Below are 13,692 nucleotides of genomic sequence, written 5' to 3' on the forward strand. Positions count from 1 at the left end.
ATGAGCGGAACTCGCACCATCTCTTGTCAGGGAGTCACAGACTGGGCGGCAAAGCGCGCAATGATGGGGTTGTGATCGGAGCTATCGGTCGCCGGTGAACTCACCTCCACCAGGTCCAGATTGCGGTAGTAGAGGTGATCCAGCGGGCGACCGAAGGCGGTGCGGCGCAAGTCCGGCACCGGCACGGCCTCTTGCAGCCCCAGCTCGTCCACCAGTTTGCTTAACCAGAACTGACGCTTGTCGCTCCAGGTGTTGAAATCACCGGCCAGAATCACCGGCCCCTGATGACGACGCACCAAGGCAGTCAGATCGTTGAGCTGCTCGCGGAAGGTCGCCATCCCCAGCTCGAAATTGACCGCATGGATATTGATGACCATCACACCGTCAGGATCGCCCTGCAGCGGATAAAGGCTCACCAACCCGGATTTGGGGATGCGCAGCAAAGGCTCGGGGGAGCGCACACCACAGACGAACGCCTGCGGGGTCTTGGCCACCGTCATTACCCCGAACGACACGCCGCCCTGGGTGAAGGCTTGCAGCTGTTGCCACTGGAAATCACCGGCGCGCAGCCAGTCGAGCATATCGGGACGGGTGGCCGACTCTTGCAGCAGCACCAGATCCTGCCCCTTGGCATAACTGTCCATCCCTTCGCGCCAGTTTTTGCGCTGGCCCTTGTAGAGATTCCACACCGTCACCCCGAATTCACGGGGCAGCGCCGTGGTCGCCAACGCTACCAGCGGCGGACGCTGGCAGTCGAGTCCCGGCACAATCCCTTGAGCTGTGACCAGATGGTTCTGATCCGGCACTTCAAAACAGCCTACCAACCCCAGGGTCAGCAGGGAGGTGCCAAGAATGCGATAACTATTTTTCATTGGCTAACAACCGCCCGCCTTTGCTTTTTGTTGCGACCATCACAAACGTCATCCACGCCGACTAAGCTGATAGTCCCTGTTCCACCCAACCAGAAGGACCTTGTCTCATGGCGAAAGAACTTCGGTACAACGTGACGTTTTATGATCAACAAGGAAATTGTCATCAAGTGGAGCTGTCCACCGTCTACCAGATAAGACGGGACCCTCAATGCGATCTCTGCCTATTTGACACCCTGCAATATGTGGGCTCGGAAGAGATGCTGGAACGCATGATACGGCAAAAAACCGGGCTTGAGCAGGAAATATCCATCATCAATGCCCGGCTGATTTAATCAGGCACTCACCGGAACCGGGCGGGATTTGCCCTGTTCGTCGATGGCGACATAGGTGAAAATCCCCTCGGTCACGCAGTAACGCTGGGCATCGTTTTCCCGCAGTACCGGCTTGACCCACACCTCCAGCTTGAGCTTCATGGAGCTGCGGCCGATCTTCATGCAGCGGCCGTAGCAGCAGACCACATCGCCCACCTTGACCGGACTGTGAAAGGTCATGCCTTCGACGGATACGGTACAAATACGTCCTTTTGCCAGCTCCTTGGCCATAATGCCCCCACCTATATCCATCTGGGACATGATCCAGCCACCAAAGATGTCGCCATTGGGGTTGGTATCGGCTGGCATTGCCAGGGTTCTCAGCAACAACTCCCCATCGGGGTGACGTTTTGTATCTACCATCATTACCGCCTCTCTCTCATGGATGGCGGCATGATAGGGGGCGATCACCCCCTTGGCAAACCTCAATTGCCCGAGGCGGCAAGCTCGGCAAACCAGTGGGCCGGATCGGGCCAGCGATAGTTGAATCCCATCTGCTGGCAAATCAGCTGACCGTCGATGGGCTGAAATTCACCGGCAGGCTCGATAAAGACCGGCGCAGGCAGCCCCTGCTGGCGCGCCGCAAAGGGATAGAACTGCTCGCGGCGCGGATGCACCGGCGCGCTCAGGTTGAACACATCCCCGTCCTTGCCCCGCTCCAGCAGCAGCATGCAAGCCGCCACCACATCGTCCAGATGGACCAGATTGACCGACTGGGCGCCGCCATCCAGCGTCTTGCCCGCCAGGAAACGACCGGGATGGCGATCCGGGCCATAAAGGCCGGAGGGGCGCACTATCATCACCGACTCGAAACCGGCCGCCAGCACCGCCTGCTCCGCCGCCAGCATCCGCTCACCACGGGCATGGCGCGGTTTGGGCAGTTCCCCCTCCTGCTGCCCCGCGCCCCATACCGAGGTGGCGCTGACAAACAGCACCCGCCGGGTGCCATTCGCTTTGGCCAACGCGCAGGCCCTTGCCACCGCCTGCGGATAGTCATCGGTCTTGCTGGGCGGTACGCAGATAACCAGACTCTCGCAGGGGATGGGCCACGGCGCTTGTTGATCAGCAACGGACATCTCGGCAGAGCCCATGTTGGCAGAGATGGTCAGCGGATAGGCGTTGAGCCCCTCCCCCTGCAGACGGGCCGCCTTCTCGGCGCTGCTGACCGTCACCGCCACCGGCTTGCCTGCCGCCAGCAGGGCCCGCGCCAGCGGCAGCCCCAGCCACCCCGCCCCCAGAATGCCGATCGTCCCGGCGATATGTTGTTCTGTCATCGTCCCTTCTCCTGCTTGACGCTATTTGCCCCGCAGCTTACCTGCCTTGGTCGGAAAAGGAAGCCTAATGCTGTAGATAGGATGATTACGCTAAAGTGGTGATAGATTGTGCCATGTTTTAGAAGCATTCCTTGCATAAGGTTCCTTATTATCTACACGTCTTATGAATACTGAGCCGCCCAATATATTTACAACAAAAAATATCGGTTGCACATAGCTAAATCTATTTTTCGTGAACAAAAAAGTCTGCGTATTTTCGACTATATCTCAACCCCAATAGCTTTTTAGCATTTATCACTCTGGCTTTTAACTTGGAAAACTCATCAAACATACTATCTTGCTTACTCTGATCAACATTGTAATACCAATACACTTGGCTTTGAAGTGCACCCGCGACAACAAAAACATCAGATACTTCTTGTAGTATTCTCTCATGGTTTTTTTCAAATTCTGGAACCAAACTTACCTCCCAAAAGCTCAACTCTGATTTTGTTCTTGCTAATGTTTTAGCCTTTGCTATGAGCTTATAAAGAGCATCATTGCTATTGGCTAATAATGAATTACTCTGTTCACATTTAATCGGTATACCACCAGCCTGTGGAACACATTGCTCAAATGGAGACATTATCTCATCAAGCAACTCTGATATATCTACCAAACATGATATATAGTTCTTCGATGTCTGATAGGCATCTTCTCTTTTCTTTGAGTCGAGCCATCTTGAATAAGTTATGTATACGATAATTGCTGTCACGACGGTAGCGAGAGCAGCAATAATATCAGTCCATTTTACTTCCTTTACTAGAGACTGATAATCTGTAGCATCTATAACAACGCCAAATAAAAACACCATCATGTAACTTACAAATCTCAAATTACCTCCAGAATAAAGCAAAGCGGAATATTCAACATACAAAAACTATTATGTCACACATAAATATGTCATATATCCTGCCCAGCTTCTCATAACATATCAACACATCATTTTTCATTTCACCAACACAACGCCTGTAGTTGCTATCAGATAGTGAGTAGTGACATCCAATAGTCTCCCGATACAAAAAGCGGGCCATTGGCCCGCTTGGTTATATTTCACTCGCCCATCCTCACACCAGCGGATGGAAATGGCTGGCCTCGCGGGTGGCCATCTCCTCGTAGGTGGCCCACTTCTGCCACGCCACTTTTTGCGCCACCTGCATCAGCCGTTCGGCCTCCTCCGGATGGCTCTGGGCCAGCACCCGATAACGGGTCTCCTCTTGGCGGTATGTAGCAAGGGGAATGGAGGGACGCAGGCTGTCGAGGCTGAAGGGGTTCTGCCCCGCGCTGCGCAATACCGGGTTGTAGCGCATCAGCGGCCAGTGACCGGAGGCCACGGCGCGTTTTTGCTGGGTCAGGCCAAACTCCATGTCGATGCCGTGAGCGATACAGTGGCTGTAGGCGATGATCAGCGACGGGCCCGGATAGGCTTCGGCCTCACGCAAGGCTTGCAGCGCCTGCTGCGGATTGGCACCAAAGGCGATGCGGGCAACATAGACGTTGCCGTAGGAGATGGCCTGCAACGCCACATCCTTCTTGGCCAGCGTCTTGCCCCCCGCCGCGAACTTGGCGACGGCGCCAAGCGGGGTCGATTTCGACATCTGGCCGCCAGTGTTGGAGTAGACCTCGGTATCCATCACCAGCACGTTCACATCGCGGCCGGAGGCGAGCACATGATCGAGCCCCGCCGAGCCGATGTCATAGGCCCAGCCATCGCCGCCGATGATCCAGACCGAGCGGCGCACCAGCTGATCGATAAGCGACAGCAGCTCGCGGGCCTTGCCGGATTTCACCTCCTCCAACCGCTCGCGCACTTGTGCCACCCGGGTGCGCTGGGCGCGGATCTCCGACTCCAGCCGCTGCGGGGCGCTAATCAGGGTATCGACCAGCTCTGCGCCCAGCTCCCCCTTCATCGCCTGCAAGGCCGCCACCGCCTGACCGTGATGCTGATCGGCGGTGAGACGAAAACCAAAGCCGAACTCGGCGTTGTCCTCAAACAGGGAGTTGGACCAGGCCGGCCCCTTCCCTTCCGCGTTCTTGGCCCACGGCGTGGTCGGCAGGTTGCCGCCATAGATGGAGGAGCAACCGGTGGCGTTGGCCACCAGCATGCGGTCACCAAACAGCTGGGTCAGCAGCTTGAGATACGGGGTCTCGCCACAACCCGCGCAGGCACCGGAGAACTCGAACAGGGGTTCGAGGAACTGGGCACCGCGCACCGTGGAGAAGTCCACCCGCTCGCGGGCAGGCCACGGCAGACTCTCGAACCAGCGCAGCGCCTGTTTCTGGCCAGCCAGATGGGGCGCCTTATCCATCATGGTGATGGCACGTTCGCCCTCGTGCTCCTCATCGGCCCCGGCCCGTACCGGACAGGCCTGCACGCACTGGCCGCAGCCGGTGCAATCCTCCGGATAGAGCTGCAAGGTATAGCGGCTGTCGGGGAAGCCCTTGGCGGTGACGGGCACCGACTGTGCAGCCTCGGGGGCGGTCGCCAGCCAGTCCTGATGGTAGAACTTGGCCCGCAGCGCCGCGTGGGGGCAGACAAAGACGCAGTTACCGCACTGGATGCAGATATCGGAGTGCCAGATCGGGATCTCGCGGGCGATATCCCGCTTCTCGAAGCGGCTGGTGGCAGTGGGGTAAGTACCATCCACCGGCAGCATGGAGACAGGGATCAGATCGCCGCGCCCCGCCAGCATCTCGCCTGTGACCCGCTGGACAAACTCGCTGCCACCCGGCGCCAGTGGCAGCGGATAGTCGCTGATCTGCTCGTCACCGGCCGGGATCGCCACCTTGCAGAGGTGAGCCAGGGTATCGTCCACCGCCGCGAAGTTGCGCGCCACCACCTCGGGTCCCTTGCGGGCATAACTCTTCTCGATGCTCTCCTTGATCAGCGCAATCGCCTCATCCCGCGGCAAGACTCCGGCCAGCGCGAAGAAGCAGGTCTGCATAATGGTGTTGATACGATTGCCCATGCCGTTTTGCTCGGCCACCCGATCCCCATCGATGCAGTAGAGCTGGATATTGAGGGCGCGAATACGGGCCCGCAGCCGCTCGGGCAGCTGACCCCACACCTTGTCCGCCTCATAGGGGGCATTAATCAACAGGGTCGCCCCTTCCGCGGCATGTTCCAGCAGGTCCACCGACTCGACAAAGCCCCATTGGTGGCAACCGATAAAGCTCGCCTGCTCGATAAGCCAGGGGGCGTCGATGGGCTCGGGGCCAAAGCGCAGGTGGGAGACGGTGCGCGAGCCCGACTTCTTGGAGTCGTAGACGAAGTAGCCCTGGGCGTGGAACCCCTCCAGCTCGCCGATGATCTTGATGCTGTTCTTGTTGGCACCCACGGTGCCGTCGGCACCAAGGCCGAAGAAGAGTGCCCGTACCCGGCTGGCGGGCTCCAGATCGCCGATGGGGTGCCAGGCCAGACTGAGGCCCGACACATCATCCACTATCCCCACGGTAAAGCGCGGGCGCGGCGCATCGGATGCCAGCTCCTCGAACACCGCCGCGCACATGGCCGGGGTGAACTCTTTGGACGAGAGGCCGTAACGGCCGCCACTGAGCCACGGCAACCGCTTGATAAGGCCGCGCTGCAAGCCGTCGATCAGGGCGCTCTGCACATCCAGCAGCAGCGGCTCGCCCCCCGCCCCCGGCTCCTTGGTGCGATCCAGCACCGCCATGCGCCGCACGCTATGCGGTAGCGCATCGAGCAGCGCCTGTACCGGGAAGGGGCGATAGAGGCGAATGACCATTACCCCTGTCTTGCGATCCTGCCGATTGAGCCAATCCACAGTCGTGCGGGCGGTGGCCGCTCCCGAGCCCATCAGCACGATGACGTCGGTGGCATCGGGCGCGCCATGATACTCCACCAGCCGGTAGTGACGACCGGTCAGCTCGCCGAGATTGTCCATGCACTGCTGCACCCGCGCCGGTACCGCTTCGTAGAAGGGGTTGACGCTCTCGCGGGACTGGAAGTAGGTATCCGGGTTCTGGGCTGTGCCGCGCATCACTGGATGATCCGGGTTGAGCGCCCGCGCACGGTGAGCCCGCACCCAGTCGTTGTCGATAAGGGCCCGAATTTCATCCCGATGCAGGGCGGTGATCTTGTTCACCTCGTGGGAGGTGCGAAAGCCGTCGAAGAAGTGGATAAAGGGCACCCGGCACTGCAAGGTGACGCTATGGGCAACCAAGGCCAGGTCCTGCGCCTCCTGCACCGAGCCGGAGGCGAGCATGGCAAAGCCGGTGCTGCGCGCTGCCATCACGTCCTGATGGTCGCCAAAGATCGACAGCCCCTGCGCCGCCAGCGAGCGGGCCGCCACATGGAACACCGCCGAGGTCAATTCACCGGCGATCTTGTACATGTTGGGCAGCATAAGCATCAGCCCCTGACTGGCAGTGAAGGTGGTGGCGAGCGCCCCCGCCTGCAGGGCGCCGTGTACCGTACCGGCCGCCCCCCCTTCACTCTGCATCTCTACCACGGTGGGGATGTTGCCCCACAGGTTGGTCTGCCCCTCCGCCGCCCAGGCGTCGGCCAGTTCGGCCATGGTCGAGCTCGGGGTAATGGGGTAGATGGCACACACTTCGCTCAGCTGATACGCCACCCGGGCCGCGGCTTCGTTGCCGTCAACCATGATCAGTTCATGTTTCATTGGGACTCCTCCGGTTGGCGCAGCTCGATGGCGTGACAAGGGCATTGGTCGTGGCAGGCACCGCAGCCGGTGCAGCGCTCGGCATCCACCTGATACCCCAGACCCGGCCCCAACTTGGCGATGGCCTGCTCGGGGCAGCTGCCGTAGCAGCCGTCACACTCGAAGCAGTTGCCGCAGGAGTAGCAGCGCGCCGCCTCGTAACGGGCGGCCACCTCATCCAGCCCGCCGATGATCTCGCCAAAGTCGTCCCGCGCCGAGGGCGGTTTGACCGGCTGACTGCTGGCAGGGGCATGGGTCTGGAACCAGAGCTGCAACTGCTCCGGCCCCACCAGCGGGTAGGAGAGCGGTTTGTGATAGTGGCGACCACGCAGCCAGGCATCCATATGGCGTGCCGCCTTCTTGCCGTGACCGGTGGCGATGGTAACGGTGCGCTCGGAGGGCACCATATCGCCACCGGCAAACAGACCCGGCACATCCGTCATCAGGTTCTCACCAACCTGCACCACCCCCTCCTTGTTGACCCGCACGCCGGGAATGCTCTCCAGCACCGAGAGGTCGACCTCCTGACCGAGCGCCAGAATAAGGGAGTCCGCTTCGAGGGTTTCAAACTTGCCAGTGGGCACCGGTTTACCCTCGGCATCCAGCGCCATCACCTCCACTTCGATGCTGGTGCTATCGAGCTGGCGGATGGTGCGCAGCCAGTTGATCTTGATCCCCTCCTCCTCGGCCTCGTCGGCTTCGAAGGCGTGGGCCGGCATATGGTCGCGGTCGCGGCGATAGATGATCATCGCCTCTTCAACACCGAGGCGACGAGCGGTGCGGGCCGCGTCCATGGCGGTGTTGCCGCCACCGTAGATGGCCACCCGCCGCCCCAGTTTGGGCGGCGGCAAACCTTTCTCTTCGGCCAGACTGGCCTGTTCGAGGAAACTCACCGCATCGAGGATCTTGCCCGCTTCCCGGGCCGGAATATCGACCCGCTTGGCCAGATGGGCGCCAATGGCCATAAAGACGGCGTCAAAGCCCCCCTCGTCGCGCTCGCGCAGCACATCCTCCACCTTGTGGTTGAGGGTCAGGGTCACCCCGGCCGCTACGATGCGGGCCACCTCCCGATCCAGCACATCGCGAGGCAGACGGTAAGCGGGAATACCAAAGCGCAGCATGCCGCCCGCCAGCGGCCCCGCTTCACGGATCTCCACCTGATGACCGAGCCGGTTGAGGTGCCAGGCGCAGGAGAGGCCGGAGGGACCCGCGCCAATGACCAGCACCTTCTTGCCGCTGGCGGGCGCGGGTGGCGCAGGCTGCCAGCCACGGGCCAGCGCCTCGTCGCCGAGGAAACGCTCGATGGCGTGGATAGAGACGGATTCATCCACCTGACCGCGGTTGCAGGCGCTCTCGCAGGGGTGATAGCAGACCCGGCCATGAATGGCGGGCAAGGGGTTCTCTTCGATCAGAGTCTGCCAGGCCGCCTCAAAACGACCGGCCTGCGCCAAAGAGAGCCAAGCCTGGATATTTTCTCCGGCCGGGCAGGCGTGATTGCAGGGTGGCAGGGCCGGCCGCCAAACGGGTAGCCGAGTACGCACCGGGCCTGTTCCCGTTTTCAGGGAGAGATCCGGCAATGGGGTCATGTCCAGTTGTTTGCTCATACATTGCTTTCTTCTTTTTGTGTGACAGGCCCCACCCGATGGCGCTTGATACCGTGTAGCCGAAGCGGACGGTGGCCGGATGGGGAAGAAGCGAAAGCGTTAGAAACTGGGAACTGAGTCGATAATGGCCGCTTTTTTGTACTGATTAGCGAATCAGGATCAAAAAATGTTGCACTTTATGGTTCATAGAGACCAGAACGTGACTCAAGTAACATCTTCTCCAGCTGACCGCTGGCTTTCAGTTTGGCGAGCCCCCGATTGAAGGTTTTGATCAATTCGTCAGCGTTGGCACGCTTGCGGCTGATCAGCAGGTGACCCTCAACTTTCATCACGGGTTTTGAATGGGTTGCAAAGAGATCGACCGTGCTGGCCGGGTAGAACTGACGCAGGGAGTAGTAGCCGACATCTATGTTCTCCAGGGTCAGGTCGGCGCGGCCAGAGAGCAGCAGATCAAAGCTCTGGCGCAGCCGGGTGACAAACTGCACCTGCAGCGGCACCTGCGCGATGGCTGCAAAAAAATCTGCATTGTAGGTATAGCCGCTGACCGCAGCCAGCTTGCGATCCGCCAGATCCTGATAGCCACGCCATTCCAGCGGATCGGACTTGAGATAGAACCAGACGTAGGTTTCGCTCAGGATGGGATCGCTGTAGAGATGGGTTTTGCGCCGCTCGCTCGACTCATACCAGTGGACAGTGCCATCCACCACCCCCTCCTCCGACAAGCGAAAGGCCCGCTTCCAGGGAAGAAACTGGAACTTGACGCTTACCCCTTCACTCTTGAATGCCTCGCTCACCACATGAGGGATAAGCCCCTGATATTTCAGCGTCTCGGAGCAGTAAGGGGGATACTCCCCCGTGGTCAAGGTCAGCTCCTGCGCCCAGAGCCCGTGGCAAAAAAGGCTCCCCGCCAGCAACCAGCATATTTTCATCCCTATGCCCTCTTGTTCTGTTTTCCCAACTATAGACCGCCCCCTTGAAAGGATTGCCGGATCGCCGGGGAACCGTTATGTTCCCCTTTTTCCAGGCGAACGCGCCGCGTCACAAGGATATGAAGATGCCCAGGCTAGACAGCATTCACCTCTACCCCATCAAATCGACTGCAGGTATGCCGCTGGCTCGCGCCCGGGTGACCGAAGAGGGACTGGCAGGGGATCGCCGCTACATGGTGGTCAAACCGGACGGCACCTTTATCACCGCCCGAACCCATCCCCAACTGCAACAGGTCGTGGCTACCCCCATCGAAGGTGGCTTGCAACTGCGCTATCCGGGCTTTGAACCGCTCACCCTGCAAGAGGTCGACTTCAGCCGCGCCCCGCAAGCTACCGGAGTCTGGAGCGACCGTTTCACCGCCCTGCACACCGACCCCAACGCCGATGAGTGGCTGAGCCGGGTGGCTGGGGAAACGGTGCAGCTGCTCTGGTTGGGTGAAACCTCTGATCGCTTTCGCGAGAAGACCGGCACCCGGGTCAGCTTTGCCGACGGTTATCCGCTGCTGCTGATAAGCCAGGCCTCTCTGGAAGACCTCAATCTGCGCTCCGATGCGCTGCACCAGATGAGCCAGTTCCGCACCAATCTGGTGGCAAGCAATACCCAGCCCTTCGAGGAGGACAGCTGGGTGCGCATCCGCATCGGCGAAGTGGAATTTAAAGTGGTCAAGCCCTGCAGCCGCTGCATCATGACCACGGTGGAAGCGGGCACCAATCGTTTCAACGCCCTGAAAGAGCCGCTGGCCACCCTCACCCGCTACCGCCGTGGCGAGGATGGCGAGGTCTACTTCGGCCAGAATCTGATCGCCCTGAACGAGGGGTGGATTGAGGCTGGCAGCGAGATAGAAGTGCTGGAGCGTACCCGTCCGGTGGTCTATCCCGCCGCCGCACCGAAGAAGCGGGAGCTGGTCTGCGTGGCCCGCGAACCGCTGGCGCGGGATCTGGAGACCTTCTGGTTCGAAGCCGCCGATGGCGAGCCCCTGCCCGACTACCTGCCGGGCCAGCATCTGCCCATCAGCCTCGATATCAAAAACGAGCGGATCCTGCGCCGCTATACCCTGGGCTCCACGCCGGATCACCCGGAGCGTTACAGCATCAGCGTCAAAAAGGTGGAGGGTGGCCGCATCTCCCACTGGCTGCACCAGCAGTTGCAGATGGGCGACCGGCTGCTGGCCGCCAACCCCGCTGGCGAGTTTCACTTAGGGTCCGAGCGCAACCTGCTGTTGCTCTCCGCAGGCTCCGGCGTCACCCCCATGCTGGCGATAGCCCGCACCCTGGCCCTTCGCGGGGAGCTGGAAGAGGTTCACTTTATGCACCAGTGCCGCAGCGAAGCGGACATTCCCGCCGCTAGCGAACTGCATGCCATGGCGCAACAGGGGATGACCCTCACCCTGATCCTGAGCCAGCCGGACAATCACTGGCAGGGACTGCAAGGGCGACTCAGCGATGAGCATCTGCAACGGATCAAAGGGCTGGCCGAAAAAGAAGTCTTTATCTGCGGCCCCCACGGCTTTATGGCCGATGCTGCTGCCAGAGTTGCAGCCCTCGGCGTTCCGGCCGCACGGATCAAACAGGAGAGTTTTGGCGGCGCCATTCTCTCGGTGGCCCGCCCCCATCAGGCGGTTCAACTGCGTATCGGCCCCCAAGCCTTTACCGGCAACAATCAGGGCACTGTGCTGGATCAGGCCAACAAGCAAGGTGTAGAGCTGCCATGGAGCTGCCGCGCCGGCATCTGCGGCAGTTGCAAACAGACGCTGATCTCGGGCGAGGTGGATCACCCCGACGCCCCCGCCATCACCGCCGCCGAGCGGGCCGAGGGCAAGATCCTTGCCTGCTGCGCCGTGCCGCTCACCGACCTTGAAATCCTATGATCGGGTGATCGGGCCGCATTAACTCACGCCACCCCAGATGACCGGGGAATTGACCCCGGTCATCTTTATCCACACTTGTTCACCTGATCCGCCCTTAATTTGTCCCCACGGCCTTCATCAGTGAGTTTCCCTTCCTATACTCTCAGAGCAAAAAGCCTTGCCAGCCATTGACTTGGCGATGCTCCATACGACACTCAGCCATAGGGAAAGGACGCCCATACCATGGAACAGAACAAGCCCGCCTTTCAGCTTAACCTGCTGCTATCCGTCATCACCCTGATCCTGCTGTCACTGGTGTTTTTCGCCTACAGCTGGGCGGGTAAACAACTGGAAGAGAGTTATCGACAACAATATGTCTCCTACCTGCTGGCCGACGAACTGCGCCAATCCTCCGATGATCTGACACGACTCGGGCGCACCTATGTCATCACCAAGGATCCAGCCTACGAACAGCAGTACATGCGGATCCTGGCCATTCGCAACGGCGAACAGCCGAGACCGGATGGCTACAACCGTATCTACTGGGACTTTGTCGCCGCCAACGGCCAGAATCCCCGTCCCGACAGCAATGTTCGCCGTGGCCTGATCGACCTGATGAAGGATGCCGGTTTCACCGACGGCGAACTCGCCAAACTCAACGAGGCCAAAAACAACTCGGATGCGCTGGTCAACACCGAGGTCGCCGCCTTCAAGCTGGTTCAGCAGAGCGATGGCGATCCGGTTGCCAACCAGCAAAAAGCCATCGCCATGATGCATGACAAGGCCTATCACCAGAACAAGGGGCGCATCATGTCCCCCATCGATGACTTCTACGTGATGATGGAGCAGCGCAACCATGAGGCAGTCGAGAGCGCCATCGCCAATACCGACATGCTGCGCTATCTCTTTATCGCCCTCGGTCTGGTGTTGATGTTCTTCCTCTGGCGCACCTATCGCTCCCTGCTCGATCTGGTGGGCACCTCGGTCGAACAGCTCAAGACAGATCTCCATATGATGGCGGAAGGGGACTTCTCGCGCCCCATCAAGGTGCCGCCAGGATCGAAAGAGAGCCTGATCGGCCTGCTCGGCGGCATGCAGACCACCCTCAAAGGGATCATCGCCAAGGTCTCCCACTCCACCGAGGAGCTGTCCCACTCTGCCGACAGCATCGCCCAGATCGCCGAGCAGACTGCCCAGTTTGCCACCGATCAGCAAACCAGCACCCAGACCATGGCCGCCGCCATCGAGGAGCTGGTAGTGAGCATCAGCCACCTCTCCGACAACGCCACCCATGCCGACGAGCTGAGCAAGGTCTCCGCCAATACCCTGGAGGAGGGGTCAGGGGTCATTAAAGAGACGCTTGGCAGCATCGAGAATATCTCCACCACGGTGGGGGATGCAGCCAGCACCATCTCCGAGCTCAACGGCCATACCCAGCAGATTTCGGAGATCATCGGGGTGATCCGCGGCATCGCCGATCAGACCAACCTGCTGGCTCTCAACGCGGCCATCGAGGCGGCGCGGGCCGGTGAACAGGGTCGCGGCTTTGCGGTGGTGGCCGACGAGGTGCGCAATCTGGCCAGCCGCTCGGCGGCCTCAACCCAGCAGATCACCGGGATGATCAGCAAGATCCAGAGCGGGGCGGATGCCTCCATCCGCAGCATGGAAAATACGGTCAACAACGTCTCTCGCGGGGTCACGCTGGCCAACCAGACCGGCGAGGCGATCGCCAGCATCCAGAGCCACGCCTCCAACCTCACCGGCTTGATGGGGGAGATCAGCCACACCCTGCGCGAGCAGTCCACCGCCGCCAACGAGGTGGTCTCGACCGTCGGCAACATCACCTCCCTCTCCGAGCAATCGGGGGATGCCGCCCGTCACGTGTCGCAAGAGGCGGCCAAGCTCAAGCAGCTGTCACGGGTACTGCGCCAGGAGATGGGACACTTCAAGCTTTAAAGAACGCTGAAAAGCAAAACGGCTGCCCGAAGGCAGCCGTTTTTTATTCGGGGTCATC

10 protein-coding genes are annotated in these 13,692 nt (G+C 60.3%); 3 read left to right on the forward strand and 7 right to left on the reverse strand.

The annotated features are described in order from the left end of the window. Positions 1–26: 26 nt before the first annotated feature. Positions 27–872 carry an endonuclease/exonuclease/phosphatase family protein gene (locus I6L41_RS09600; RefSeq protein ID WP_005350508.1) on the reverse strand — a complete coding sequence of 282 codons (846 nt, stop codon included), beginning with the start codon at positions 870–872 and terminating at the stop codon, positions 27–29. Positions 873–979: 107 nt separating this feature from the next. Here I6L41_RS09600 and I6L41_RS09605 point away from each other — a divergent pair, with 107 nt between their 5' ends. After that, a complete protein-coding gene (locus tag I6L41_RS09605; protein ID WP_005344394.1) occupies positions 980–1,204 on the forward strand; it encodes a hypothetical protein in 225 nt (74 codons plus the stop codon). Here the strand turns inward: I6L41_RS09605 and yciA are convergent, their stop codons facing one another. From yciA to I6L41_RS09635, 6 genes are all read right to left on the reverse strand, one after another. Continuing rightward, positions 1,205–1,609: an acyl-CoA thioester hydrolase YciA gene (yciA, locus tag I6L41_RS09610; RefSeq protein ID WP_005337875.1), complete on the reverse strand. Its 405-nt coding sequence runs from the start codon at positions 1,607–1,609 to the stop codon at positions 1,205–1,207. 59 nt (positions 1,610–1,668) lie between these two features. Then, positions 1,669–2,517, reverse strand: a complete 849-nt coding sequence (locus tag I6L41_RS09615; RefSeq protein ID WP_216963633.1) for an NAD-dependent epimerase/dehydratase family protein — start codon at positions 2,515–2,517, stop codon at positions 1,669–1,671. A 223-nt stretch (positions 2,518–2,740) separates the two neighbouring features. Continuing rightward, positions 2,741–3,391, reverse strand: a complete 651-nt coding sequence (locus tag I6L41_RS09620) for a hypothetical protein (RefSeq protein WP_216963636.1) — start codon at positions 3,389–3,391, stop codon at positions 2,741–2,743. Positions 3,392–3,623: 232 nt separating this feature from the next. Next, on the reverse strand, positions 3,624–7,199 hold the full coding sequence (nifJ, locus tag I6L41_RS09625; protein ID WP_216963639.1) for a pyruvate:ferredoxin (flavodoxin) oxidoreductase: 3,576 nt from the start codon (positions 7,197–7,199) through the stop codon (positions 3,624–3,626). Further along, positions 7,196–8,842 (reverse strand): NAD(P)-binding protein, encoded by a 1,647-nt coding sequence (locus I6L41_RS09630; RefSeq protein ID WP_043851318.1) that lies wholly within the window; start codon positions 8,840–8,842, stop codon positions 7,196–7,198. Before I6L41_RS09630 ends, nifJ begins: the two co-directional genes overlap by 4 nt. Positions 8,843–9,018: 176 nt before the next feature. After that, positions 9,019–9,771, reverse strand: coding sequence for an ABC transporter substrate-binding protein (locus tag I6L41_RS09635; RefSeq protein ID WP_216963642.1), 753 nt, complete (start codon positions 9,769–9,771; stop codon positions 9,019–9,021). 125 nt (positions 9,772–9,896) lie between these two features. Here I6L41_RS09635 and I6L41_RS09640 point away from each other — a divergent pair, with 125 nt between their 5' ends. Both I6L41_RS09640 and I6L41_RS09645 read left to right on the forward strand, forming a co-directional pair. After that, positions 9,897–11,699: an MOSC N-terminal beta barrel domain-containing protein gene (locus I6L41_RS09640; protein WP_254203414.1), complete on the forward strand. Its 1,803-nt coding sequence runs from the start codon at positions 9,897–9,899 to the stop codon at positions 11,697–11,699. A 222-nt stretch (positions 11,700–11,921) separates the two neighbouring features. Then, complete coding sequence (locus I6L41_RS09645; protein ID WP_021231121.1) at positions 11,922–13,634, forward strand: methyl-accepting chemotaxis protein; 1,713 nt, start codon at positions 11,922–11,924, stop codon at positions 13,632–13,634. The last annotated feature ends 58 nt before the right edge of the window (positions 13,635–13,692 follow it).

Source organism: Aeromonas sp. FDAARGOS 1411, from assembly GCF_019047125.1.
Classification (GTDB): Bacteria; Pseudomonadota; Gammaproteobacteria; order Enterobacterales; family Aeromonadaceae; genus Aeromonas; species Aeromonas veronii.

Bases quoted from the DNA above. Each gene is read 5' to 3' on its own strand.
- I6L41_RS09600 (WP_005350508.1), bottom strand. From the start codon at position 872: ATGAAAAATAGTTATCGCATTCTTGGCACCTCCCTGCTGACCCTGGGG.
- I6L41_RS09605 (WP_005344394.1), top strand. From the start codon at position 980: ATGGCGAAAGAACTTCGGTACAACGTGACGTTTTATGATCAACAAGGA.
- yciA (WP_005337875.1), bottom strand. From the start codon at position 1,609: ATGATGGTAGATACAAAACGTCACCCCGATGGGGAGTTGTTGCTGAGA.
- I6L41_RS09615 (WP_216963633.1), bottom strand. From the start codon at position 2,517: ATGACAGAACAACATATCGCCGGGACGATCGGCATTCTGGGGGCGGGG.
- nifJ (WP_216963639.1), bottom strand. From the start codon at position 7,199: ATGAAACATGAACTGATCATGGTTGACGGCAACGAAGCCGCGGCCCGG.
- I6L41_RS09630 (WP_043851318.1), bottom strand. From the start codon at position 8,842: ATGAGCAAACAACTGGACATGACCCCATTGCCGGATCTCTCCCTGAAA.
- I6L41_RS09635 (WP_216963642.1), bottom strand. From the start codon at position 9,771: ATGAAAATATGCTGGTTGCTGGCGGGGAGCCTTTTTTGCCACGGGCTC.
- I6L41_RS09640 (WP_254203414.1), top strand. From the start codon at position 9,897: ATGCCCAGGCTAGACAGCATTCACCTCTACCCCATCAAATCGACTGCA.
- I6L41_RS09645 (WP_021231121.1), top strand. From the start codon at position 11,922: ATGGAACAGAACAAGCCCGCCTTTCAGCTTAACCTGCTGCTATCCGTC.